This window comes from Pseudomonas sp. PICF6, from assembly GCF_009831705.1.
Taxonomy (GTDB): domain Bacteria; phylum Pseudomonadota; class Gammaproteobacteria; order Pseudomonadales; family Pseudomonadaceae; genus Aquipseudomonas; species Aquipseudomonas rhizophila.
Window position 1 is genome coordinate 114,112 of sequence record NZ_WUUD01000035.1, and the last position, 22,443, is coordinate 136,554.

General features: G+C 60.8%; 23 protein-coding genes. 16 read left to right on the forward strand and 7 right to left on the reverse strand.

Annotation, left to right across the window (positions count from 1 at the left end; all coding sequences use genetic code 11):
- Positions 1–201: 201 nt before the first annotated feature.
- From GSM73_RS25130 to GSM73_RS25140, 3 genes are read right to left on the reverse strand one after another with little or no spacing between them, the layout of a single operon-like run.
- On the reverse strand, positions 202–1,383 hold the full coding sequence (locus GSM73_RS25130) for an acetyl-CoA C-acetyltransferase (RefSeq protein ID WP_160894149.1): 1,182 nt from the start codon (positions 1,381–1,383) through the stop codon (positions 202–204).
- Positions 1,384–1,394: 11 nt separating this feature from the next.
- Positions 1,395–2,060 carry a CoA transferase subunit B gene (locus GSM73_RS25135; protein ID WP_003180355.1) on the reverse strand — a complete coding sequence of 222 codons (666 nt, stop codon included), beginning with the start codon at positions 2,058–2,060 and terminating at the stop codon, positions 1,395–1,397.
- A gap of 35 nt (positions 2,061–2,095) precedes the next feature.
- Positions 2,096–2,794 carry a CoA transferase subunit A gene (locus tag GSM73_RS25140; protein WP_047227779.1) on the reverse strand — a complete coding sequence of 233 codons (699 nt, stop codon included), beginning with the start codon at positions 2,792–2,794 and terminating at the stop codon, positions 2,096–2,098.
- Between the two features lie 167 nt (positions 2,795–2,961).
- Here GSM73_RS25140 and GSM73_RS25145 point away from each other — a divergent pair, with 167 nt between their 5' ends.
- Entirely contained in the window at positions 2,962–3,864 is a 903-nt protein-coding gene (locus tag GSM73_RS25145; RefSeq protein WP_160894151.1) for a LysR family transcriptional regulator, read from the forward strand.
- A 120-nt stretch (positions 3,865–3,984) separates the two neighbouring features.
- Here the strand turns inward: GSM73_RS25145 and GSM73_RS25150 are convergent, their stop codons facing one another.
- Complete coding sequence (locus tag GSM73_RS25150; RefSeq protein WP_160894153.1) at positions 3,985–4,824, reverse strand: NAD-dependent protein deacetylase; 840 nt, start codon at positions 4,822–4,824, stop codon at positions 3,985–3,987.
- A 245-nt stretch (positions 4,825–5,069) separates the two neighbouring features.
- Here GSM73_RS25150 and GSM73_RS25155 point away from each other — a divergent pair, with 245 nt between their 5' ends.
- From GSM73_RS25155 to GSM73_RS25200, 10 genes are all read left to right on the forward strand, one after another.
- A complete protein-coding gene (locus GSM73_RS25155) occupies positions 5,070–5,333 on the forward strand; it encodes a hypothetical protein (RefSeq protein WP_047227782.1) in 264 nt (87 codons plus the stop codon).
- Positions 5,334–5,374: 41 nt separating this feature from the next.
- Complete coding sequence (locus GSM73_RS25160) at positions 5,375–5,569, forward strand: metallothionein (protein WP_047227783.1); 195 nt, start codon at positions 5,375–5,377, stop codon at positions 5,567–5,569.
- Positions 5,570–5,860: 291 nt separating this feature from the next.
- Complete coding sequence (locus tag GSM73_RS25165) at positions 5,861–6,175, forward strand: general stress protein (protein ID WP_160894156.1); 315 nt, start codon at positions 5,861–5,863, stop codon at positions 6,173–6,175.
- Positions 6,176–6,507: 332 nt separating this feature from the next.
- Entirely contained in the window at positions 6,508–7,389 is an 882-nt protein-coding gene (locus GSM73_RS25170) for a manganese catalase family protein (protein WP_047227785.1), read from the forward strand.
- A 109-nt stretch (positions 7,390–7,498) separates the two neighbouring features.
- Positions 7,499–8,428 carry a ZIP family metal transporter gene (locus GSM73_RS25175; protein ID WP_047227786.1) on the forward strand — a complete coding sequence of 310 codons (930 nt, stop codon included), beginning with the start codon at positions 7,499–7,501 and terminating at the stop codon, positions 8,426–8,428.
- A 249-nt stretch (positions 8,429–8,677) separates the two neighbouring features.
- Positions 8,678–9,334 carry a hypothetical protein gene (locus GSM73_RS25180; protein ID WP_107322635.1) on the forward strand — a complete coding sequence of 219 codons (657 nt, stop codon included), beginning with the start codon at positions 8,678–8,680 and terminating at the stop codon, positions 9,332–9,334.
- Positions 9,331–9,762, forward strand: a complete 432-nt coding sequence (locus tag GSM73_RS25185; RefSeq protein ID WP_047227788.1) for a phage holin family protein — start codon at positions 9,331–9,333, stop codon at positions 9,760–9,762. Before GSM73_RS25180 ends, GSM73_RS25185 begins: the two co-directional genes overlap by 4 nt.
- A complete protein-coding gene (locus tag GSM73_RS25190) occupies positions 9,759–10,559 on the forward strand; it encodes a DUF3618 domain-containing protein (protein WP_139049637.1) in 801 nt (266 codons plus the stop codon). Before GSM73_RS25185 ends, GSM73_RS25190 begins: the two co-directional genes overlap by 4 nt.
- A gap of 126 nt (positions 10,560–10,685) precedes the next feature.
- Positions 10,686–12,092, forward strand: a complete 1,407-nt coding sequence (locus GSM73_RS25195; RefSeq protein WP_139049638.1) for a saccharopine dehydrogenase C-terminal domain-containing protein — start codon at positions 10,686–10,688, stop codon at positions 12,090–12,092.
- 115 nt (positions 12,093–12,207) lie between these two features.
- A complete protein-coding gene (locus tag GSM73_RS25200; protein WP_160894158.1) occupies positions 12,208–13,227 on the forward strand; it encodes a hypothetical protein in 1,020 nt (339 codons plus the stop codon).
- A gap of 8 nt (positions 13,228–13,235) precedes the next feature.
- Here GSM73_RS25200 and GSM73_RS25205 read toward each other — a convergent pair whose 3' ends face one another.
- A complete protein-coding gene (locus tag GSM73_RS25205) occupies positions 13,236–13,430 on the reverse strand; it encodes a hypothetical protein (protein ID WP_047227792.1) in 195 nt (64 codons plus the stop codon).
- A 279-nt stretch (positions 13,431–13,709) separates the two neighbouring features.
- Here GSM73_RS25205 and glsB point away from each other — a divergent pair, with 279 nt between their 5' ends.
- The gene (gene glsB, locus GSM73_RS25210; RefSeq protein WP_047227793.1) at positions 13,710–14,618 is read left to right on the forward strand and encodes a glutaminase B; all 909 of its coding nucleotides are present in this window, start codon (positions 13,710–13,712) and stop codon (positions 14,616–14,618) included.
- Between the two features lie 55 nt (positions 14,619–14,673).
- Here glsB and GSM73_RS25215 read toward each other — a convergent pair whose 3' ends face one another.
- A complete protein-coding gene (locus tag GSM73_RS25215; protein WP_047227794.1) occupies positions 14,674–15,003 on the reverse strand; it encodes a hypothetical protein in 330 nt (109 codons plus the stop codon).
- Between the two features lie 649 nt (positions 15,004–15,652).
- Positions 15,653–17,599 (reverse strand): DNA topoisomerase III, encoded by a 1,947-nt coding sequence (locus GSM73_RS25220; RefSeq protein ID WP_160894160.1) that lies wholly within the window; start codon positions 17,597–17,599, stop codon positions 15,653–15,655.
- Between the two features lie 241 nt (positions 17,600–17,840).
- Between GSM73_RS25220 and GSM73_RS25225 the strand changes: the two genes are divergently transcribed.
- From GSM73_RS25225 to GSM73_RS25240, 4 genes are all read left to right on the forward strand, one after another.
- Positions 17,841–18,248 carry a response regulator gene (locus GSM73_RS25225; RefSeq protein ID WP_047227796.1) on the forward strand — a complete coding sequence of 136 codons (408 nt, stop codon included), beginning with the start codon at positions 17,841–17,843 and terminating at the stop codon, positions 18,246–18,248.
- Positions 18,249–18,361: 113 nt separating this feature from the next.
- On the forward strand, positions 18,362–18,883 hold the full coding sequence (locus tag GSM73_RS25230; RefSeq protein ID WP_047227797.1) for a sigma-70 family RNA polymerase sigma factor: 522 nt from the start codon (positions 18,362–18,364) through the stop codon (positions 18,881–18,883).
- On the forward strand, positions 18,880–19,839 hold the full coding sequence (locus GSM73_RS25235) for a FecR domain-containing protein (protein ID WP_047227798.1): 960 nt from the start codon (positions 18,880–18,882) through the stop codon (positions 19,837–19,839). The genes GSM73_RS25230 and GSM73_RS25235 overlap by 4 nt, the downstream gene beginning before the upstream one ends.
- Positions 19,840–19,940: 101 nt before the next feature.
- Complete coding sequence (locus GSM73_RS25240) at positions 19,941–22,418, forward strand: TonB-dependent receptor (protein WP_160894163.1); 2,478 nt, start codon at positions 19,941–19,943, stop codon at positions 22,416–22,418.
- Positions 22,419–22,443: the final 25 nt, after the last annotated feature.

Here is a 22,443-nt window from a genome sequence, read left to right on the forward strand (position 1 = left end):
CCACAGTGGATCGGTGGTGGACGCCAGTCTTGTAATCGCCCGAGATCCCTGTGGGAGCGAGCCTGCTCGCGATGAGGCCGCCAGATCATGCTCAAAACCAGCAGACAAAAAAACCGGCGCAACCCAGGTTGCGCCGGTGTGTTGCCAGTGGATGTGCGGATGTTCGTGGGTCCGCGCATTCACTGTCGGGCTCTTTGCCGGTTACGCTCGTTCCAGCGCCAAGGCCACGCCTTGACCGCCGCCGATGCACAGCGTGGCGAGGCCTTTCTTGGCGTCGCGCTTGATCATTTCATGGAGCAGCGACACCAGCACTCGGCAACCCGAAGCACCGATCGGGTGGCCCAGGGCGATGGCGCCGCCATTGACGTTGACCTTTTCCATGTCCCATTTCAGCTCTCTGGCCACGGCCAGTGACTGGGCGGCGAAGGCTTCGTTGGCTTCGATCAGGTCCAGTTGGTCCAAAGACCAGCCGGCCTTGTCCAGGCAGCGGCGGGTAGCCGACACCGGGCCGATGCCCATGATTGCCGGGTCTACCCCCGCATTGGCATAGGCGCTGATTTTCGCCAGTACCGGCAAGCCCAGTGCCTTGGCTTTTTCCGCGCTCATCAGCAGCACGGCGGCGGCGCCATCGTTCAGCGACGAGGCATTGCCGGCGGTAACGCTGCCGTCCTTCTTGAACGCCGGCTTGAGCTTGCCCAAGGATTCGGCGGTGGTGCCGGCCCGGGGTTGTTCGTCGGTGGCGAAGGCCACAGGATCGCCTTTGCGCTGGGGAATCAGGATCGGCGTGATCTCATCGGCAAACCGGCCACCTTCAATCGCCGCCACGGCCTTCTGCTGGGAAGCGGCGGCAAAGGCGTCCTGTTCCTCGCGGCTGATCTCGTACTTGTCCACCAGGTTTTCGGCGGTGATGCCCATGTGGTAATCGTTGAACGCATCCCACAGACCATCGGTAATCATGCTATCGATCATCTGCGCATGGCCCATGCGCAGGCCAGTGCGGGCAGCCGGCAGCACGTACGGGGCCAGGCTCATGTTTTCCATGCCGCCGGCAATGATCACCTCGGCATCGCCACAGCGGATCGCCTGGGCACCCAGGTGCAAGGCCTTGAGCCCCGAGCCGCAGACCTTGTTCAGGGTCAGCGCCGGCACCGCGTGGGGCAGGCCAGCGAAAATCGACGCCTGGCGGGCCGGGTTCTGCCCGCTGCCTGCGGTCAACACCTGGCCGAGGATTACCTCATCGACCTGCTCACCCAAAAGCCCCGTCTGTTCCAGCAACCGACGAATCACCGCGGCACCGAGTTGCGGTGCGGGAATGGAGGCCAGCGAACCCTGGAAACTGCCAATGGCGGTACGGGTGGCGGCGACAATCACGACTTCTTGCATCGAATTTCTCCTCACTGGGCAGCGAACTGCATTTCAGGCACGTGGTCCGGCACGATCAGTTTGCCGGCAGTCTTGGCGACGATTTCCTCGACGCTGACGCCTGGGGCACGTTCTTTGAGAATGAAGGCGCCGTCCTGGATTTCCAGGTAGGCCAGGTCAGTCAGCACGCGCTTGATGCAACCGGCACCGGTCAGCGGCAGGCTGCACCGGGGCAGCAGTTTCGACTCGCCGTCCTTGGACGCGTGAGTCATGGTGACGATGATGTTCTCGGCACCGGCCACCAGGTCCATCGCGCCGCCCATGCCCTTGACCAGCTTGCCGGGGATCATCCACGAAGCAATATTACCCTCCACGTCTACCTCGAAGGCGCCCAGCACGGTCAGGTCGATGTGCCCGCCACGGATCATGGCAAAGGATTCTGCCGAAGAGAAGATCGAGGCGCCGATACGTGCGGTGACGGTCTGCTTGCCGGCGTTGATCATGTCGGCATCGACCTCCGCTTCGGTAGGGAACGCGCCCATGCCGAGCAGGCCGTTTTCCGACTGCAGCATGACTTCCATGCCTTCGGGGATGTAGTTGGCGACCAGGGTCGGAATGCCGATGCCCAGGTTCACGTAGTAGCCGTCCTGCATTTCGCGGGCGACGCGTTGAGCCATTTGTTCGCGGGAAAGTGCCATGTTGTTATTCCTTCATTCGGGCCGGGGGCAGGGGATCACTTACGCACGGTGCGCTGTTCGATGCGCTTTTCGAACGTGCCGCAAATGATCCGGTCGACGTAGATGCCTGGGGTATGGATCTGCGTCGGGTCCAGCTCGCCCGGTTCGACGATTTCTTCGACTTCAACCACGGTGATCTTGCCGGCTGTGGCCGCCAACGGGTTGAAATTCTGGGCGGTATGGCGATAGACCACGTTGCCGAAATGGTCGGCTTTCCAGCCTTTGACGATGGCGAAGTCGCCGGTGATGGATTCTTCCATCAGGTACTGGCGGCCATGGAATTCACGCACTTCCTTGCCTTCGGCCACTGGCGTGCCGACCCCGGTGGCGGTGAAGAAGGCCGGAATGCCCGCGCCGCCGGCGCGCATTTTTTCGGCGAGGGTGCCTTGCGGGGTGAGCACGACTTCGATTTCGCCGCTCAGCAGCTGCTTTTCGAAAAGAGCGTTTTCGCCGACGTAAGAGGCAACCACCTTGCGGATCTGCCGATCTTCCAGCAATACACCCAGACCGAAACCGTCGACGCCGCAGTTATTGGAAACCACGGTGAGGTCGCGGATACCCTTGCGCTTGATCTCGGCGATCAGGTTCTCCGGGATGCCGCAGAGGCCGAAACCGCCGGCGATCACCGTCATGCCGTCTTGCAAGCCTTCCAGCGCTTCTTCGTAGCTACTCACACGTTTGTCGAAACCTGCCATAGACACCTCTTTTATTCTTGATGGGGTCGCAATGAAACGCAGTGTTGCGCCAAGTCATATATTTGTTAAGTTGATTTTTAGGTTGGATTGATTGATAAAACTCACTAATTGCCGATATCCGTTTGCGGCTTGAAACTGACCGCTTGCCGCCGGGAGCACAGCGACCCATGACCCTCAAGCAAATCCGCGCTTTTCTCGCCGTGGCCCAAAGCCTGAGCTTCGCCGTGGCCTGCGAGCGGCTGCACCTGTCCCAGTCGGCCCTGAGCTTGACCATCAAGGCCTTGGAAGAAGGCTTGGGCGGGCGTCTGTTCAGTCGCAATACTCGCAACGTGGCGCTGACGCCTGAAGGCGAATCGCTGCTGCCCCTGGCCCGGCGCCTGGTTGCCGATTGGGACAACGCCGAGGATGAAATGCGCCAACGCTTCACCTTGCAACGCGGCCGCGTCACCTTGGCGGCGATGCCGTCCTTTGCCGGCAACCTGCTGCCGCCGATCCTCAAGACCTTCCGCGCCCGCTATCCGAATGTCAACGTCACGGTCAACGATGTGATCAACGAACAGGTGCTGGAAATGGTTCGTGATCGGCACGTTGAACTGGGGGTCGCGTTCGAGCCGATGCAGAGCTCGTCGCTGGTCTTTACCCCGTTGTATCTGGACCGCTTTGTCGCGGTGGTGCCGCTGGACTCGCCACTGGCGCAGCGCCGTGAGATCCAGTGGCAGACGCTGCTGGAGCAGCCGTTTATCACGCTGCAAAGGCCCTCCACTGTGCGGGTGATGCTGGAGGAGCATTTGCAAAGCCGAGGCATGAAACTGCCGGTGGAATTCGAAAGCCATCAGTTGGCGACAGTTGGACGGATGGTCGCCAGCGGGTTGGGGGTGAGTGCGGTCCCGGCGCTGTGTGTCGGGCAGATGCATGAGCTGGGCGCCCGCTGCATCACCCTCAGCGATCCAGTGATTGAACGGGCCATCGGTGTGCTGACCAAGCCGGGGCATGAACTGTCGGCGGCGGCGCAGGCGTTGTTCGATACGCTCAGGGATCAGGACATCGGTGCGCAGTTGACCACGCGGTAAACCACGGTTCCCTTGTGGGAGCGAGCCTGCTCGCGATAGCGGTGGTTCAGCTAGCCTCTATGCTGGATGTGCCGCCGCAATCGCGAGCAGGCTCGCTCCCACAGGGGGGCTGCGGTGCTGTTAGAACTGGCGTTGAGTCAGCAGCGGCAGCAGTTGCTCACAAGGCTCTTCAAGCTTGAGATCCAGCAACTCATCGGCCCGTGTCTTGCCTCGGTTGATCGCCAGCAGCGGCTTGCCCTGTTCCTTGATCGCTCGGCACAGGCGAAACGCCGACCAGGCCATCAGCGACGAGCCCACCACCAGCAGGCCGTCGGCCTGTTCGACGGCTTGCATGGCGCGAGCGGCGGTGACGGCGGCGACGTTTTCGCCGAAAAACACCACGTCGGGTTTCAAGCGCTCGCCGTCGCAATGAGGGCAGCGGGGCACCTGGAAGCGCGCCTCGAACGCGGCATCCAGCAGGGTATCGCCGTCCGGCGCCTGAACCGCGTCGACACCGGCCAGGTAAGGATTCTGCGCTTGCATCAATAGCTGGATCTGCTGGCGCTCGCTGTGCTGCTCGCAATCCAGGCACACCACCCGATGCAGGCTTCCGTGAAGTTCGATCACGTCGTGGCTGCCAGCCTGGTCATGCAGGGTGTCGACATTCTGGGTGATCAGACCGCTGATGCGTTGGTGCGCCTGCAACTTTGCCAACGCCTCGTGGGCCACGTTCGGCCGGGCCTGACGGACCCGCGGCCAGCCCAGCATCGCCCGCGCCCAGTAGCGCCGCCGTGCTTCGGGTTTGGCGAGAAACTCCTGGTACATCATGGGTTGCCGACCCCGTCGCACACCCTCGCTGTCCCGGTAGTCGGGAATGCCCGACGGGGTGCTGATGCCGGCACCGGTGAGCACCAGAAAACGGCGCCCGGCCATATGCTCCAGCAATTGATCGATCGGTTGACGGTGAAAGTCGTCGGGCATAGATGTCGCTCCGCTGGCCTGGAGTCGTTGAGGTTAGCACCGTGGTTCGTCGAGAGGGCGGTGGGAATGCCTTTCGTCGCACTGCGTTGTTGTTTCTTCAAACTTTCCCCGGCTGCGCGACATCCACCTCTATGTACGGCACTCAAAACTGTCGTGTTGCAATGCTGTGTCGACCCAAGCGCTGAGCGTGACACATGCGGCCGCTGACGTGCTTCGGCATCTAACGCACCGAGAAGAGGAGGCGTATGAAACAGACCACCGGTGAAGTACGGGCCATCAATCGACAGAGAGCAATGGTCGGTGTGTACGTCGAGGAAGAAGACAACCACACAGTCCTTGAGCTCGATTCCGCCAACGACATCGATATTGGTGACGTCATGGAGTGGGACAGTGGCAAGGCCTTGGGCACCCAGTCTTATCGCAACCTGACCAAAGGCTGGACCGCCGAGGTTTATGTGGCGAACCATGGCGTTGCGGCGGCGAACCTTGAGGTTCAATTGCTGGTGTGATCCTGACGACAGCTTTAAACCCGGAACCCAGGAGAACGAACATGAGCGAGTTAAAGTGCGGTTGCCCCGATTGCCAATGCGATGTGGACCCGCAACAGGTGTTCAATCGCGATGGCGAGGCCTATTGCAGTCAAGCCTGCGCCGACCAACATCCAAACGGTGAACCTTGTCCGGCACCGGATTGCCATTGCGAACGCAGCGGCAAGAATGGCGGGCCAGACATGGATGGCAATTAACGGGATGAAGCGCTGGAGGACACCTTTGCGCCCAGCTATCCCATTTCATCCTGAATATAAACCGAGATTGCGGCCCGCTAACGATGGGTATCGCTCAAGTTGAGTAGTTGAATTCATTATTGGGCGTCATTTCTTTGAAAGGCCGTTGTAACTCGACGCCGCAGTGAGCGTGTGGGATTGCATGAGCCGTTCGTCGCTGTTTTCAAGATGTGTTTAAAACCTTGTCGGCGCCAGACTTTCAGATTGTTAGGAGTCAGCAGGTTCGCAACATCAACTAACGAGGTGAATGAAATGGCTAACACAGGAAATAAGAATCCTGGCAATTTCGCTAACGATCGTGAAAAGGCATCGCAAGCGGGGAAGAAGGGCGGCCACGTGTCAGGTGGTAACTTCGCGAATGATCCGCAGCGCGCATCCGAGGCCGGGCGCAAGGGGGGGAAAGCTTCGGGCGGCAATTTTGCCAATGACCCGGAACGAGCCGCCGCCGCCGGCCGAAAAGGTGGCCAAGCCTCGGGTGGCAATTTTGCCAAAGACCCTGAGCGGGCCTCCGAGGCCGGTCGAAAGGGCGGTCAGGCATCCGGCGACAACGTTACCAGCGACCGCTAGACAGTTTCCGAAACAAGTCAAAAAGGCCCTGGAAACAGCCAGGATCATGGGCGCAACTCTGAATACTCAATGACGTTACGGGCCCTGTGTTAATCGCATGGGGCCTGTCGGATTTATATACAACGGGATCGCGGCAAGGAATGTCTTCAAGCGTGAGGGGAGTGTAAGTTGTTCAGTTACCTGGCATTTCTGCAAGTGCGCCTTACCGATTACCGTTCGTCTCGTTTATTAAATAAAAGATAAATTTTAACTGTTTAACTTCTTCAGATTTTCTGTGGGCCTGCCCCCGGCAGTGTCCCTTTGGCTTGTGTCCCTGAACGAGGAGTTTCATCATGTTCTTACATAACAAAAGACTGCAGTACACCGTACGTGTCGCCGAGCCTAACCCAGGGCTGGCTAATCTGTTGCTTGAACAGTTCGGCGGTGCCCAGGGCGAGTTGGCGGCGGCGTCGCGCTACTTCACCCAGGCCCTGTCCGAGGATGATCCCGGCCGCAAGGATCTGTTGATGGACATTGCCACCGAAGAGCTCAGTCATCTGGAGGTGATCGGCTCGATCATTGTGATGCTCAATAAAGGCGCCAAGGGCCGAATGGCCGAGGGTGTGGAAAAGGAAGGTCAGCTGTACCGGGACATCAACGGTGCCGGCAACGACTCTCACATCACCAGCCTGCTTTATGGCGCCGGTTCCCCGCTGACCAATTCGGCCGGTGTACCTTGGACAGCCGCTTACGTCGACACCATAGGTGAGCCGACAGCGGACATGCGGTCCAACATCGCCGCCGAGGCACGGGCGAAAATCATCTATGAGCGCCTGATGAATCTCACCGATGATCCTGGAGTAAAAGAAGCGCTGGGCTTTTTGATGACCCGTGAAATCGCGCACCAGATGTCCTTCGAGAAAGCCCTGCACTCGATCCAGCCGAATTTCCCTCAAGGTAAACTGCCAGGCATGCCAGAGTTCACCAACGTGTACTTCAACATGTCCCAAGGCGAGCCTTCGGTGCGTGGCCCATGGAACCAGGGCGATGAGTGGGAATTCGTCGAGAACCCAACGCCGGCGGTGGATGGCGGCGATGGTCTGGCGAGTGTGCAACTGAGCAAGAAAGACGAAGCGCTGCTGATGGACATGAAGGCGCGGACCATGTCCAACCCGGAAAGCGACCCCATGACAGGTGCCGACTTGGGTTCAGGGATGCAAGGTGACAAACTGTAGGAAACCGGCGAGGGGGCCTGGCTCCTTCGCCTGAAAATTGCGTTTGAGCGGACCCCTCGTTGGGGGAACGATCAGACATGACCTGGCGCAAAACCAGTAAGGATATTCGATGGACCAGCCCACCTCCCGGATCCGATCGCCCTGGCGTACCTGGCTGGATCCTGTGCAAAACAACCTGCTGCTGGGGGTAAGCTTCTGGCTGGGGCTGGCGGTGATCGCCGCGCTGTTGCTCTACAGCGGTTACAACGCATTGGTGGGGGCCGACCGGCACAACCTGGGCTACGCCGTTCTGGGCGGCACCGCCGGTTTCGCCGCCACGGCCCTGGGCGCGTTGATGGCGGTGGTGCTGCGTGATATCTCCTCGCGGACCCAGGACATCATGCTCGGTTTTGCCGCGGGCATGATGCTCGCCGCCAGTTCGTTTTCGCTGATCCTGCCGGGTATCGAAGCTGCACAAAGTATCGTGGGCAATCAACTGCTCGCCGCGTTTGTCGTTGTGGTCGGCCTGGGTCTGGGCGTGCTCCTGATGATCGGCCTTGACCGTTTCGTGCCCCACGAACATGAAGTGAGTGGCCGGCGCGGTCCGCAATCGGAACGCATCAACCGTGTCTGGTTGTTCGTGCTGGCCATCACCTTGCACAATTTGCCCGAGGGCATGGCCATCGGCGTCAGTTTTGCTAACGGTGATCTGCGGGTCGGCATGCCCCTGACCACTGCCATTGCGATCCAGGACATCCCCGAAGGGCTTGCCATCGCCATGGCGCTGCGAGTCACCGGGATCAGTGCGCTGCGTGCCGCGCTGATCGCGGTGGGCTCGGGGCTGATGGAGCCGCTGGGCGCGGTGATCGGGCTGGGCATGTCTTCGGGCGTGGCCGTGGCGTATCCCATTAGCCTGGGGCTGGCGGCGGGGGCCATGATCTTCGTGGTGTCCCATGAAGTGATTCCGGAAACCCACCGCAACGGCCACGAAACGCCAGCCACGCTGGGGTTGATGATGGGGTTTGCGGTGATGATGTTCCTCGACACGGCACTGGGTTAGCAGGCCGTCGAGCACTGAACCACGAAGGGTATCAGCAGGATCGAAATTGGGCCTGGCGAATGCGCCAGGGCCCGATTTTTTTGTGCCCGCAGACAAACCAGCGGCCTGTGATACCGCACGGCGTCCCGCAGTGAAACTCGTTTGAACTACGCCTCAACCTGCTCCGTCATCTGTACTGAGAGGCACGTAGTCGGGCACCCCTCGGGGCTTCCCGGTATCGAGTATTCATCACGGAGGCGATGGGCAGACATGACTATCCCGGACAACAACCCCGAGCGAGAAAACGGCACGTCGGGCCAGGCCCGACCCGAGGATCACCTGAACCACATCAAGGAGGACGTGAGCGAGGCCATAGGCAGCGCTCGTGAGCAGGCCGATGCGCATTTCGGCCAATACCGCGATACGGCAGCGGATCAGATCGATGCACTGGCGCGTGGTGCCAAGTCAGCCGTGTCGGAAATCGAAGCCAACGACACCCTGGGCCTGTCCCACTATTTGGCAGACATGGCCGATTCGATGAGCGGCCTGTCCAGCAAATTACGCCACATGAGCGCCGAGCAATTGCTGCACGATGGTTCTCGACTGGCTCGGGAAAACCCGGGTCTGTTCCTGGTCGGCAGCGTAGCGGTGGGGTTTGGCCTGTCGCGGTTTCTGAAGGCCGGCAGCTCGCCTGTCCCGGCCGAAGTAGTCGATCCCGCCGCCGGCCACTCAAGCCCGCCAAGCGGAGGATTTGCCGCCCGTGGACCCTTTGATCCGAACCCGGATCCTATCGCACCGGGCGTCAATTCTGCCGGCGGCCACGCCACCGCCAGCACTCCCGCTGCGTCCGGCACCCAGGACCAGCCCAGTGATGCCACTACCGGCTCGTTGCCCGGTTCGGCCAATACCCGAGGAGAATTGCAATGAACCGACCAGACCCAGATATTCAGCGTCCCGTCGGGACGTCGGTGCCCGATCACGATGCGTCGGTGATGGGGCTGTTAAAGCAATTGACCCACGAAGTCCCCTCGCTTTTTACCAAGGAGCTGGCACTGGCCAAGGCCGAATTCCAAGCGAGCCTGAACACTTTGAAAGCGGGTATCGCCGGGGTAGCCGGTGGTGCGATGGTGCTGCTGGCCGGTTTCATTATCCTGCTGATGGCGGTGGTCTACGGCTTGAGCACGATCATGCAGCCCTGGCTCGCAGCGTTGATCGTCGGCGCAGTGGTCATGATCATTGGTTTCATCATGGTGCAGTCGGGCAAGAAGCAATTCGAACCGTCTCACTTCAAGCCTGAGCGAACGCTGGATGCGTTGAACAAAGACCAGGAAGCCCTGCGGAGGAAAGTCTCATGAAGGATGAACTCAAAACCGAATCCCAGAAGAGCCCGGAAACCATCGAGCGCGAGATCGACGAGCAACGGGCCCACATCAGCCATATCGTCGACGCCCTGGGCAGCAAGTTCACGCCGGGGCAGATGCTCGACCAGGCGCTGACCCTGGCCAAAGGCAACGGGTCGCAGTTTTTTGGCAACCTGGGTACCACCGTGCGCAACAACCCAGTGCCCACCGTGCTGACCACCGTGGGGCTGTGCTGGCTGATGCTGGGTCAGAACCGTCCGCCACGGGTCGGTTATCGCGTCGGGCCGGACCAGGATGCCAGCGGCTGGAGCGAAGGGCTTGCCGGTGGCCTGGACAGTGCCAAGGAGCATCTGCACAGCACCACCGACTCGTTGCGCGACGGGTTTCATCATCTCAAGGACAAGGCTTCGCATCTGGCCGACGGTTTGGGCGCCAGCGCCAGCCATGCCCGGAGCAAAGCTCACGAGACGGGTGAGCGCGTGGCCCATGGCTCGCAGGACCTGGGTGATCAATTCAGCCGTCTGCTCAAGGAGCAACCGTTGATGATGGCGGCCGCGGGAATCGCGCTGGGCGCCATGCTCGGCGCCGCACTGCCCAGTACTGCCACTGAGCAGCGGGTGATGGGCAAGACCAGCGCCGATCTGGCCGACAAGGCCAGGCAAGCGGCACGCGAGGGGTATGCAACGGTGCGCGATAGCGTGAGCAAGACCACCGAGCATCGTGACGAAACTTCACCGCGTGCTCAGGCGCGTTCCGGTACGGACCTGTCTGAGGGGCTGGGCACGTCTTAAGTTGAACGCGGTCCACGGCGCAGGGCCGGCAACGCCTGCGCCGGGTGCCTGTCGAGCCTGACAGTAGCCAAAGTCCGGTGACCGGTATTTCATGGCTCCATCGTCAACGTTCCGGGGAGACTGCACATGAAGCACCGGGTCAGGTTTTCGGGCCATCTGATCTTCATCGGATTTGGCTCCATTACCCGGGCCACGCTGCCGCTGCTGTTGCGGCAGGATCACGTCCCGGTCAATCAGATCACGGTCATTGCGCCCGTGATCGAGAAAAATATCTGGTTCAAGGAGCGGGGCATTTGCTTTGTCCGCAAAGCGCTGACTGAACACACCTTCACGCAGACCCTGGACCGCTTCATCAAACCTGGCGACTTCATCGTCAACCTGTCGGTGGAAGTCAGTTCGCTGGCCCTGATGACTTATGCCTTCGGCAAGGGCGCGCTGTACCTGGATACCTGCATTGAGCCTTGGGCCGGCGGCTACGATGACCCTTCATTGGATTTATCGCATCGCACCAATTACGCGTTGCGCTACCAGATGCTGGGCCTGCGCAAAAAACTGGGCCATGGCCCGACCGCCGTCGTGGCCCATGGCGCCAACCCCGGTTTGATCACTCATCTGCTCAAGGCTGGCCTGGTGGAACTGGCCGTGCAATTGAACCATCGCTTGCCACAGAACCGCGAAGGCGTGGACTGGGCCAGGCTGTGCATGGAGACCGGCATCAAGGTGATTCATTTTGCCGAGCGCGACACTCAGCGCTCCAGCCGCCTCAAGCAGGACGATGAGTTCGTCAATACGTGGTCGGTGGAAGGCTTGATCAGCGAGGGCCACCAACCGGCCGAGTTGGGCTGGGGCACCCACGAGCGCACCTGGCCAACGTCTGCCAGGCGCCACCGCTTCGGCAGTCGCAATGCCATCTACCTCGAGCGCCCGAGCGCCACTGTGCCGGTCAAGACCTGGACACCGTTGGGCGGGCCGTGCCTGGGGCTGATGATCACCCATCACGAAACCGCCTCTACAGCGGATCTGCTAACACTCAAGGACCAGCAGAAACTGATCTATCGCCCCACACTGCATTACGCCTATCACCCGTGCAACGATGCTTTGCTGTCGATCCATGAGTTGATTGGTCGAGGCTGGCAGAGCCAACAGCAGCAACGCATTCTCAACGGTGAAATCGACAGCATCGGAGCCGATGCGCTGGGCGTCTTGCTGATGGGGCATGAACTCAATGCCTACTGGTTCGGCTCGGTATTGACCATCGATGAAGCCCGGGCGCTCTTGCCCTTCAACAATGCCACCAGTTTGCAAGTGGCGGCGGGGGTTTTGTCGGGGATTGTCTGGGCGGTGGAAAACCCGGATCGCGGCATCGTCGAGCCAGAGCACATGGACTACGAACGTGTGCTGGAAGTGGCCAGGCCTTACCTCGGTACCTTGGTGGGCAAGCAGACCGACTGGAGACCGACCGGCGCGGTGCACACGTGTTCCCTGGACGGGGCGGCGGATGATTGGCAGTTCGAGCATTTCACGCGGTTTTGAGCCGCCATCGCGAGCAGGCTCGCTCCCACATTGGTTTGTGTTTTTCCTCCAGGCCCGTGTTCCTCGCGACCTATACTCAACCCCGTGGATGACTTGACCTCGGGATGGCGCAATCGTGCTGCGTTCACTGATGCTGGCCGTTTTGTTGGTTCTGGCGGGGTGCGCCACGTCGCCGCGCGAGCAGCAGGTCGCCACCGTGGCGGTTTCCCAGGACACCTGGCGGCAGGTTGACCGGCAGATCGTCGCCGCGTCGAAAAGCGCTATCGAACAGGCCGGGCTCTACGCGCGCGGCTCGATGGAGCATTGGCGCCGGCTCGTGTATGAACGGACCGAGATTCAATTCATCCCCTGGTTCAGCAGCTACTGGACCCAGGAATGGCTGGCGGTGAAGGTCAGTTGGTATGCCGCCAGTGCCGAAGGCGAAGAGGACTCCGCGGCCAGACGTCTGGCCGTTTACCTGCAAGAGCAGTACCGCGAGCAGGTGCTGGCACCTGTGGCGGTGGAAATCGACCCCGAGACGATCAGGGCCAACGCGACGGGCTACTACGTGCGCCTGCTCAATCAACAGGTCCAAGTGATTGCCCGCCAGCACCGAATCCCGCCGGAGCTGATGAGTCGGCGCCTGCACGGCATTCCTGCCATCAGCCTGGGGCCGCCAGCGGCGCGTAACGCCTCGTTGTATGAGATGGCGCATACCGAGCCCCTCAATACATTGCCGGCGTACGCCGCGCTGATCGACCACGTCAACAAAGCCGCTGTGACAGGTTCGGGGCCATCGGATGCGGTGATCGCCACGGTGGCACAACGCACCAGTGAAAAAATCGAAGCGCAATTCGCCACGCGAGGTGCGGCCGGGGCGGCGGCAGCCGTGGCCGGGAAAGCGGCGGGGGCGTTGATCTCAGTTGGCGTGGCGGGGATTCGCGCGATCATTCATGAGGGCGAGCGTCCGGAAATGGAGACTCAAATCCGCAAGAGCCTCAGCGCAGCGTTCGACGAAGCCTGGTTCCAGTCGCTCAAGCATCCCCTCAGCGGGGTGATGGCACCGGTGTACTACCTAGCCGAGGAAATCGAAGGCAGCCTGGTGGCGGCGGACCTGGCCAATCGCGCGGTGGAGTTGCCAGCCATCAAACCGTGACGGACGGTTCATTCTGCCCCGAGGGTGACGCGGCAACCCTTGCGATGACGGATCTGTTCGTCCGAGGGCCGCTCCTTGATGAATTCGAAGCGCGGCTCTCCTTCGCTGTAGATCACCAGCCAGCCCCATTCCAGCTCACTTTCATCTTGACCGGGTCTGGGGGGCGAGGCCCACCAGGGTTCCTTCTGCATGATCTGTCGCATCGATGTCTCCTGCCGATTGATCCCTTCAACTATAGACCGCTCGATTGGATGACAAGCGCCCATGAAATCTCTTGAATTCTGTGGGAGCAAGGCTTGCCCGCGAAGCAGGCGATTCGGTTCCAGACAGACCGCGTGAGCTTGATCGCGAGCAAGCTTTGCTCCCACGGATCGCCTCGCAACAGATGTTGCTGGTCTATTGAGTGTGCTCTGATCGCACCCATCAGCGTCTAGCGTCTGTATCCCCGCACTCGAACGGGGAATGATTGGACCCATGCGCATATGCAAGCATTGTTGAACGAGATCCTCGATGCGGTTCGCCCCCTGATCGGTCAGGGCAAGGTGGCCGACTACATTCCCGCCCTTGGCACCGTTGCGGCCAACCAGTTGGGCATTGCCGTCTACGGCAACGATGGCGAAATGTATTGCTCAGGTGACGCTGAAACGCCGTTTTCGGTGCAGAGTATTTCCAAGGTTTTCAGCCTGGTGCAGGCCATCGGCCATTCCGGCGAGGCAATCTGGGAGCGTTTGGGCCATGAGCCCTCCGGCCAGCCCTTCAATTCTCTGGTGCAGCTGGAATTTGAACGCGGTCGGCCGCGCAACCCGTTCATCAACGCCGGCGCCTTGGTGATCTGCGACATCAATCAGTCGCGTTTTGCCGCGCCAGCGCTTTCGATGCGTGATTTCGTACGGCGCCTGTCGGGCAATCCACAGGTCATGGTGGACGGCAAGGTCGCTGAGTCGGAATACCAGCACCGCGCCCGCAATGCGGCGATGGCCTACCTGATGCAGTCCTTCGGTAATTTTCATAACGACGTGGAAGCGGTGCTACGCAGCTATTTCAGTCACTGCGCGTTGCGCATGAGCTGCATCGATCTGGCCCGGGCGTTCTGCTTCCTGGCCAACGACGGCTTCTGCAAGCACAGTGGCGAACAGATCCTGAGCGCCCGCCAGACCCAGCAGGTCAACTCCATCATGGCCACCAGCGGGCTGTACGATGAAGCCGGCAATTTTGCCTATCGCGTTGGCCTGCCGGGCAAGAGCGGGGTGGGTGGCGGGATTGTTGCCGTGGTGCCGGGGCGTTTTACGGTGTGCGTCTGGTCGCCGGAACTCAATGTCGCGGGCAATTCCCTGGCAGGCATGGCGGCGCTGGAATTGCTCAGCCAACGGATCGGCTGGTCGGTGTTCTAACGCCCAAAAAAAGGGCCCGTTCCAATCAGGAACGGGCCCTTTGTTTTAAGCGCGATCAGCAGAGGCGGTCGATGACCCGAACTTCAGATGTGTTCTGCATCGACTGCCACGCCTGGGTCAGCGTTTGCAGCACGCGACCCATGAAGTCTTTGTCGGCCGCGGCCTTCTTGCCGACGTAGCCCTGGCCACGACGGTACATCTTCAACCGGGCACACAGGTCCTGCTGATTCTTCTCGAATTCGTCTTCCTGGGTGAACGGCGACAGGCAGTCCATATGGACCTGGCCATTCTTGCTGATCCACAGGATATGGCTGTCCAGGGTGTCTTTGTGTGCTGCGAACATGCGAGCCAGTTCATCAATAGATGGTTGATTATTCAGATTCATGTGTAAGCCCCTTGACCATTTGGTTGATCTGTCTGGTGGTTCGCAAAAACTTCGCTTCTTTCGGTAAGTGCCTGTCCAGTGCTGCATGGCTAGCACCGAAACCAGGCCGTCAGCACCCGGCCGTCTGACTTCGACGGGGTCGTGCATCGGTTGTGTAGTGTTATCGAAGGGCTGCTACGCAAATGCGCTACAACGAAGAGAAACAGCGAAGAACCTTCAGGCATTGTCAACTTTCGAGGGTCGACCACGCGCGTCATGAGGATCGTCGCCGACGTTTCTCGTCCTTGTCACCGGACGGTCATGCCAGGTCAGCACCTTCAATCTGCCTTGTGGGCAGTCCCTTATCCAAAAAACAGCTCGGCGGTCAGACGAGCTTGCTCAAGCATTTACCTGTACTCCCGATCGGGGAGACGTCTGCATCATGCAAGGCCAAATCGGAGGCGTCAACGGTTTTGTAGTGATTATTTTTGGTCACTACATATTGTCGGACAAAATGGTTTTGTTATGAAAATTCTGGATCAGGGCAGATATCCCTGTGGGAGCGAGCCTGCTCGCGATGGCGGTGTATCAGTCGGTATCCATGGTGACTAACATAACGCTATCGCGAGCAGGCTCGCTCCCACAGGGCGACGCGTCGAACATGTATTTATCAGGTCGTCTTGGCTTTGCTCGCCTTGCGAGGTGTACCGCTGGCCTTGCGCTTGGCCGGCTTGCGTTTGCTTTTCCATGGGGTGGCTCCACGGCCGGCAGGGCTGGCCGGGCCGTTGATGGTCAGGCTCATGCCCTGGCAGCGGGCGATGTGCTTGCTCATCCAGGCGGCCTGGCGGGTCACGAACTCTTCCAGGCTCATCTCTCCGCTTTGCACCATGTCCAGCGCCTGCTCCCAGATGGCGGTAGTGCCTGGATCGGCGATGGCGCGGGGCACCGCATCGATCAGGCTGAAGGCCGCCGGTGTGGCGGACAGGGCCTTGCCGTTTTTCACCAGGTAACCGCGGTCGAGCAGGCCCTGGATGATCGAGGCCCGGGTCGCTTCGGTGCCGATGCCGGTGGTGTCCTTGAGCTTTTGCTTGAGCAGCGGATCCTCCACCAGCCGGGCAACGTTCTTCATCGCCTTGATCAGGTCGCCCTCGGTGAACGGTTTGGGGGGCTGGGTCCACAGGTCCTTGAGTTTGACCTCGTCCACGGCGCAGTCGCGACCTTCGACCAGGGCCGGCAAGCTTTGTGGTACCGGTGCTTCACGGCCTCGTGCCGGAGCCAGCGCTTCGGGCAGGGCGCGTTTCCAGCCGGGTTCGACGATTTGCTTGCCCACGGCCCGCAATGCCTGGGCGGCGCAGTCGAAGTCGGCCTGGGTCCGGTCGTATTCGTGGTTGGGCAGGAACTGCGCCAGATACCGCGCCCGTATCAGCGTATAGACGGCCCGCTGCTTGCCGGCGAGCTTGTCGAGGTTCTTCGCCGCAGCGGTAGGGATGATGCCGTGGTGGGCGCTGACCTTGGCGTCGTTCCAGGCCCGGGATTTGCGTTGGGGCTGCAAGTGCTCGCGCAGCGGCGCAAGACCCGGGTCGGCCTGGGCGAGGGCGGCGAGGATGGCCGCAGCTTCGCTGTGCTGGCTCAAAGGCAGGAAACCGCAATCGCTGCGCGGATAGGTAATGAGCTTGTAGGTCTCATAGAGCGACTGGGCAATGTCCAGGGTTTCCTGGGCGCCGAGGCCGAGTTTCTTCGAGCAGACTTCCTGCAGGGTGCCCAGGTCGAACGGCAACGGCGCCGCTTCGCGCAAGCGCTCGGTGCGCAGTTTCATCACCCGGGCGGTGGCAGCGTTGCCCATGGCTTGGGCGGCGTCCTGGGCGAGGGCCTGGTTCAAACAACGTTCCTGATCGTCGCAGGCATCCGGGTCGGCGCGCCACTGGGCGGTGAACACAGTGCCGTCGTGGCGCAGTTGCACGTCGATGGCCCAATAGGCGACCGGCACGAAATCCGCGATGCTGCGGTCGCGATCCACCACCAGGCGCAGGGTGGGGGTCTGCACGCGGCCCACCGGCAGCACGCCCTGATAACCGGACTGACGCCCCAGCAGCGTGAACAGGCGGCTCATGTTCATGCCGATCAGCCAGTCGGCCCGGGAGCGGCCGAGGGCCGAATGGTAGAGGTTGAAGGTTTCGGCGCCCGGCTTGAGTGCGGCCAGGGCCTTGCGGATCGACGCTTCGTCCAGGGCCGACAGCCATAGACGCTGGATCGGCCCACGGTAGCGGCAATGCTCCACCAGTTCCCGGGCAATCATTTCGCCTTCACGGTCGGCGTCGGTGGCGATGACCAGCGTCTTGGCTTCCCCCAACAGGCGCTTGACCGCCTTGTACTGGCCCGCGGTTTTCGGCTTGACCGTCATTTTCCACTGCGTCGGCACGATAGGCAGGTCTGCCAGTACCCAGCGCTTGTAGCGGGCATCGTAGGCGTCGGGCGGGGCGGTCTCCAGCAGATGGCCGATGCACCAGGTGACTGTGATGTTCGCGCCCAGCCAGCAACCGTCACCGCGGCGCGTGGCACCAAGCACGGCAGCGATGTCTTTGGCCTGGGACGGTTTTTCACACAGGTACAGCTGCATAGCGCCCTTTTCCTAAGCAGATTTCATGGGGCTGTAGCATGGTCATGGATGGGCGTCGGAGCAAGTTTTATCTGTATGGATATACAGATAAAGCGTTGCGATGCGTTGCTCCAGGGCGGTTATCGCAACGTTTGGCGGTGTATTTGCACGCAGAATGAATTTCTCGCAAGGGCATCGCTCATAACTTGCAGAGCGGTTGAAACCGCAAAGAACGTTTATGGGGTCAAGGAGAGTCACTTACATGAATTCGATGCCAAAGGGCAACGGACAGGCGGCCGCGCGTTTGATTCTCGTCGTTGAAGATGATCAGACCATTCTGGAGTTCCTCTGTGAGATCCTGCAAGACGAGGGCTTTGCCGTGGAGCCCCGGGAAAGCGCCGACGCGGCGCTGGAATTCCTCAAGCAGAGCGCTGACGATGTGGACTTGTTACTCACCGATATCACCATGCCCGGCAAACTGAACGGCGCGGACCTGGCCAATTTGACCGGCGACCGGTGGCCACAGATACCCTTGTTGATCATGTCCGGTTTCGAAACCCCGGAAAGCGCCGGGATCAAGCATCATGCCTCGTTCATCGCTAAGCCCTGGGCGCTGGGGCAGATGCTGGATCTGGTGGAGAGCACGGTGAAAAATCACTCTGTGCATTGAGCAATGCCAAGAGGGTGAGGTGGCAGGCCTGGGACTGTGCATGTTTGGGTTGCAAGCGGCGATGCGCTCCATGACAATGCGAGTCATTATCAGTCGCGAATTATTCCATTGCCATGCCCGCCAACGATCTGTCCTTACGCAGTGCCGTCGACGTTCTGTACAGTGATCATCACAGTTGGCTCCAAGGCTGGCTGCGCAAGCGTTTGGGCAATGCTTTCGATGCCGCGGACCTGACCCAGGATACCTTCGTGCGTGTCATTAAGGCTCGCTCCGCGTTGGATATTCGTGAGCCGCGACCGTACCTGTCGATGATCGCCAAGGGGCTGTTGATCGATCTGTTTCGCCGCCGTTCGTTGGAACAGTCCTACCTCGAAGCCTTGGCCGCCATGCCGCAAGAGCAGCACCCGTCGCTGGAAGAACAGGCCATCCTGCTCCAGGCCCTGATGGAGATCGACCGCTTGCTGCTAGGGTTGGGGCCGCGTGTCAGGCAGGCGTTCATCCTGTCGCAGTTCGACGGCCTGACTTACCCGCAAATTGCCGAGCGCCTGGGCGTCAGCGTACGTACGGTGAATAACCACATGGCCAAGGCCATGGAACATTGCTGCCTGATGCAGATTCAATTACAACTTTCATGAACCTGCCAGCCGAAGAGTTGCAAGCCATCCGTGTGGCGGCGCAGTGGTACGCCCGGCTTCACTCCGGCATCACGACCGACGCGGATCGAGCCGGGTGGAATGCCTGGCTGAGTGCAGACCCGCTGCATAGCCAGGCCTGGCAACGAATGACAGCGGTGGCTGAACAGATGGCGAGTGTGCCGGGCGCCCTGGCGGCACCGACCTTGAGCGAACGCCACAATCGATCCCGTCGCCAGGTATTGCGCAGCGTCTTGTTACTAACGTCCGCCAGCGGCCTGGGTTGGTTGGGCTGGCGCAGCCAGGCTACGCAGAACCTGCTTTGCGATTACCGCACCGCAGTGGGCGAGCGCCGCGAGTTTCAGCTGGCGGACGGCAGCACCGTGCTGCTCAACACCGACACCTCGGTCAATGTTCGTTTCGATGGGCGCCAGCGGCTACTGGAGCTGTTGTGGGGGGAGATCCTCGTCACGACGGCGATCGATCCCTTGCAGCGGCCTTTCAAGGTCATCACCGGTCATGTCGAAGTGCTTGCGCTGGGCACGCGTTTTATCGTCCGAGGCCAGGCGCGGGGCGGTGAGGTGGCGGTGCTTGAAAAAGCGGTCGAGGTGAGTCTCCCGGCGATTGGCTCGAGGATGCGCGTCGAAGCCGGCCAGCGCCTGGATTTCAATGACCGGTCGCTGGGTACGCTGCGCGGCAACGATGTGTCGGTCGGTGCCTGGCAGAAGGGAAGCATCATCGCCATTGACCGTCCTCTGGCGGTGCTGCTGGATGAACTGTCGCGTTACCGCAACGGCGTGTTGCGTTGTGATCCGGCCATTGCCGACTTGAAGGTTTCCGGCGTGTTTCCCGTCGATAACACCGATCTCGCCCTGGCGGCGCTGGAGAGTGGCTTTTCGTTACGCGTGACCCGCTACAGCCGATTTTGGGTCCGGGTATCGAGCGGCGATCAGCGCTGACGTGGCGGCGCGATAAAAAAGAACACTGTCCTGCACTTTTTATCTCCATCGTTCGGCTCTTCCTCAGTGAGTTTTTATCGACCGTTTGGGGGAGGGGAAGCATGTCTTGGGTAAGCGCGCCAGGTCGTCTGGTGTTTGCAGTGAAAATCGGCTTGCTGGCAGCCGTGACCGGCAGCGTCGGGGTCGTGAATGCCAGTCCGGCTCCAGGTGCCTCGGCGCAGCAGCGTTCGGTGCAGGCCTACGATATCGGGGCCGGCAGCCTGGTGGATGTGCTGACCCGGTTCTCCAGTGCCGCCGGTGTCGCCATTTCGTTTGATGCCCGGCAACTCCAGGGCCTGCAATCGCCCGGCCTGAGAGGTTCGTTCGGCGTGGGCGATGGGTTTGCCCGCATTCTTGGCGGTAGCGGCCTGCAAGCCGACCTCCAGGCCAATGGCACGTACGTGCTGCGCTCCGTGCCAGCCAACGGTTCGGCCATGCAACTGGGAGCAACCACCATCGAGGCGCAGATGCTCGGAGCGACCACCGAGAACAGTGGCTCCTACACGACGGGGGCGGTCACGATCGGCAAAGGCGAGCACTCCCTGCGCGAGACGCCGCAATCGGTGACAGTGATCACTCGCAAGATGCTCGATGACCAGAACCTGAACACCATCGATCAAGTGATGGAAAAAACGCCCGGCATTACCGTCTACGACTCGACCATGGGCGGCAAATATTTCTACTCCCGTGGGTTCCGGATGTCCGGTCAGTATCAATACGACGGTGTTCCGCTGGACATGGGCAACAGCTATGTCCAGGCCGACAGTTTCAGCAGTGACATGGCGTATTACGATCGGGTCGAAGTCCTGCGCGGTGCCGCCGGGATGATGAAGGGCGCCGGCGGCACGTCCGGTGGCGTCAATTTCGTCCGTAAACGCGGCCAGGCCACGGCCCAGACCGAACTCAGCCTCTCGGGCGGCACCTGGGACAACTACCGCGGGCAGGTCGATACCGGTGGCCCGCTGAATGATTCCGGCACCCTGCGGGGCAGGGCGGTGATCGCCGAACAGAGCCGGCATTATTTCTACGACGATGCTCGGCGCAAGGACCAGATTTACTACGGTGCCCTGGACTTCGACCTGACGCCCGACACCACCCTCGGCCTGGGCCTGGCCTATGAGGACGTCGATGCGAGTCCTTGCTGGGGCGGGCAGCCGCGCTACAGGGATGGCAGCGATTTGAAACTCAGTCGCTCTACTTGCCTGGATCCGTCGTGGAACACTTGGCGTAGCCAGCGGACCACGGTGTTCAGCGATCTCAAGCATCAACTCAATGACGACTGGGCCGTGAAGGTGGCCGGTGTCTATACGAAAAACACCCAGGACATCAAATACGCCTTTGCATCCGGCTCGGTGACGCCGGGCGTCTCGACCACCAACGTGCTGGGCAGCATGTACGACTATGACCAGGTCGATTACGGCCTCGACGCCTACTTGGACGGCAAGTTCGACGCCTTCGGGCAGCAGCATGAGTTGATCGTCGGCTTCAACGCCAGCCGTTCGGACAAGGATGATTTTTTCTCGGTCGCCTTCCTGCCGCAGCAACAGAACGTATTCGATCCGGATCGACACATTCCGGAACCGGATGACAGTTACTTCATCGAGAACTCAACGCGCGGTGGCCCGGTGAAAACCGTCACCCGGCAACAAGGCCTGTATTCGACCCTGCGCTTGAAACTGGCGGACCCGTTGACGTTTGTCGTGGGCAGCCGGGTGAGTTGGTACAACTCCAAGACCGACTCGGTGTTCCTCACCGGCGGTTCGGAACACGCCAAGAGCACGGAGACAGGCCAGGTCACCCCGTTTGCCGCTGTGTTGCTGGACCTCAACGAACACCTGACGGCCTACGCCAGTTACTCGGACATTTTCACGCCCCAAGGCAACTACCGTTCCGAAAGCGGTTCGGCACTCAAGCCCCTGGTGGGTGAAAGCTATGAGCTGGGGATCAAGGGCGAATGGTTCGAGGGACGCCTGAACAGCGCCTTCAACCTGTTCCGCACGTTGCAGAAAGACCAGGCCCAGACCGACTACAACTCAAGCTGTGCGTCCTCGGACGGTTACTGCTACGAGAACGCCGGCAAGGTTCGCGCCCAGGGTTTCGAAGCCGAGATCAGCGGTGAAGTCATCGAGCGCCTGCAACTGCTTGCCGGTTACACCTACACCCAGACCAAGACCCTGAACGACATTGATACCAGCCTCAACGGCGGCTCGTTCAACAGCTATGTGCCGCGTCATGTGCTGCGTCTGTGGGGCGATTATGCCCTGGGTGGGGCGTTCGAACGGTTCAGCGTCGGTGCGGGGGTCAATGCCCAAAGCGACAATTTCCGGGTATCGCCGGCGACGGGGGAGAAGATCACCCAGGCCGGTTATGCCGTATGGAATGGTCGCGTCGGCTACCGCATTGATGACACCTGGTCGCTGGCCCTCAACGGCAACAACCTGTTCGACAAGCGCTACTACAGCACCATCGGGACCGAGAGCTTCGGTAACTATTACGGTGAGCCGCGCAACCTCACCATGACTCTGAAGGCGCACTTCTGATCCGCTGGCGAGGGAACAAACGCCC

What these genes read in the sequence shown, in the direction of transcription:
- GSM73_RS25130 (WP_160894149.1), bottom strand. Translation starts at nt 1,383, where the DNA reads ATGCAAGAAGTCGTGATTGTCGCCGCCACCCGTACCGCCATTGGCAGT.
- GSM73_RS25135 (WP_003180355.1), bottom strand. Translation starts at nt 2,060, where the DNA reads ATGGCACTTTCCCGCGAACAAATGGCTCAACGCGTCGCCCGCGAAATG.
- GSM73_RS25140 (WP_047227779.1), bottom strand. Translation starts at nt 2,794, where the DNA reads ATGGCAGGTTTCGACAAACGTGTGAGTAGCTACGAAGAAGCGCTGGAA.
- GSM73_RS25145 (WP_160894151.1), top strand. Translation starts at nt 2,962, where the DNA reads ATGACCCTCAAGCAAATCCGCGCTTTTCTCGCCGTGGCCCAAAGCCTG.
- GSM73_RS25150 (WP_160894153.1), bottom strand. Translation starts at nt 4,824, where the DNA reads ATGCCCGACGACTTTCACCGTCAACCGATCGATCAATTGCTGGAGCAT.
- GSM73_RS25155 (WP_047227782.1), top strand. Translation starts at nt 5,070, where the DNA reads ATGAAACAGACCACCGGTGAAGTACGGGCCATCAATCGACAGAGAGCA.
- GSM73_RS25160 (WP_047227783.1), top strand. Translation starts at nt 5,375, where the DNA reads ATGAGCGAGTTAAAGTGCGGTTGCCCCGATTGCCAATGCGATGTGGAC.
- GSM73_RS25165 (WP_160894156.1), top strand. Translation starts at nt 5,861, where the DNA reads ATGGCTAACACAGGAAATAAGAATCCTGGCAATTTCGCTAACGATCGT.
- GSM73_RS25170 (WP_047227785.1), top strand. Translation starts at nt 6,508, where the DNA reads ATGTTCTTACATAACAAAAGACTGCAGTACACCGTACGTGTCGCCGAG.
- GSM73_RS25175 (WP_047227786.1), top strand. Translation starts at nt 7,499, where the DNA reads ATGGACCAGCCCACCTCCCGGATCCGATCGCCCTGGCGTACCTGGCTG.
- GSM73_RS25180 (WP_107322635.1), top strand. Translation starts at nt 8,678, where the DNA reads ATGACTATCCCGGACAACAACCCCGAGCGAGAAAACGGCACGTCGGGC.
- GSM73_RS25185 (WP_047227788.1), top strand. Translation starts at nt 9,331, where the DNA reads ATGAACCGACCAGACCCAGATATTCAGCGTCCCGTCGGGACGTCGGTG.
- GSM73_RS25190 (WP_139049637.1), top strand. Translation starts at nt 9,759, where the DNA reads ATGAAGGATGAACTCAAAACCGAATCCCAGAAGAGCCCGGAAACCATC.
- GSM73_RS25195 (WP_139049638.1), top strand. Translation starts at nt 10,686, where the DNA reads ATGAAGCACCGGGTCAGGTTTTCGGGCCATCTGATCTTCATCGGATTT.
- GSM73_RS25205 (WP_047227792.1), bottom strand. Translation starts at nt 13,430, where the DNA reads ATGCGACAGATCATGCAGAAGGAACCCTGGTGGGCCTCGCCCCCCAGA.
- glsB (WP_047227793.1), top strand. Translation starts at nt 13,710, where the DNA reads ATGCAAGCATTGTTGAACGAGATCCTCGATGCGGTTCGCCCCCTGATC.
- GSM73_RS25215 (WP_047227794.1), bottom strand. Translation starts at nt 15,003, where the DNA reads ATGAATCTGAATAATCAACCATCTATTGATGAACTGGCTCGCATGTTC.
- GSM73_RS25220 (WP_160894160.1), bottom strand. Translation starts at nt 17,599, where the DNA reads ATGCAGCTGTACCTGTGTGAAAAACCGTCCCAGGCCAAAGACATCGCT.
- GSM73_RS25225 (WP_047227796.1), top strand. Translation starts at nt 17,841, where the DNA reads ATGAATTCGATGCCAAAGGGCAACGGACAGGCGGCCGCGCGTTTGATT.
- GSM73_RS25230 (WP_047227797.1), top strand. Translation starts at nt 18,362, where the DNA reads ATGCCCGCCAACGATCTGTCCTTACGCAGTGCCGTCGACGTTCTGTAC.
- GSM73_RS25235 (WP_047227798.1), top strand. Translation starts at nt 18,880, where the DNA reads ATGAACCTGCCAGCCGAAGAGTTGCAAGCCATCCGTGTGGCGGCGCAG.
- GSM73_RS25240 (WP_160894163.1), top strand. Translation starts at nt 19,941, where the DNA reads ATGTCTTGGGTAAGCGCGCCAGGTCGTCTGGTGTTTGCAGTGAAAATC.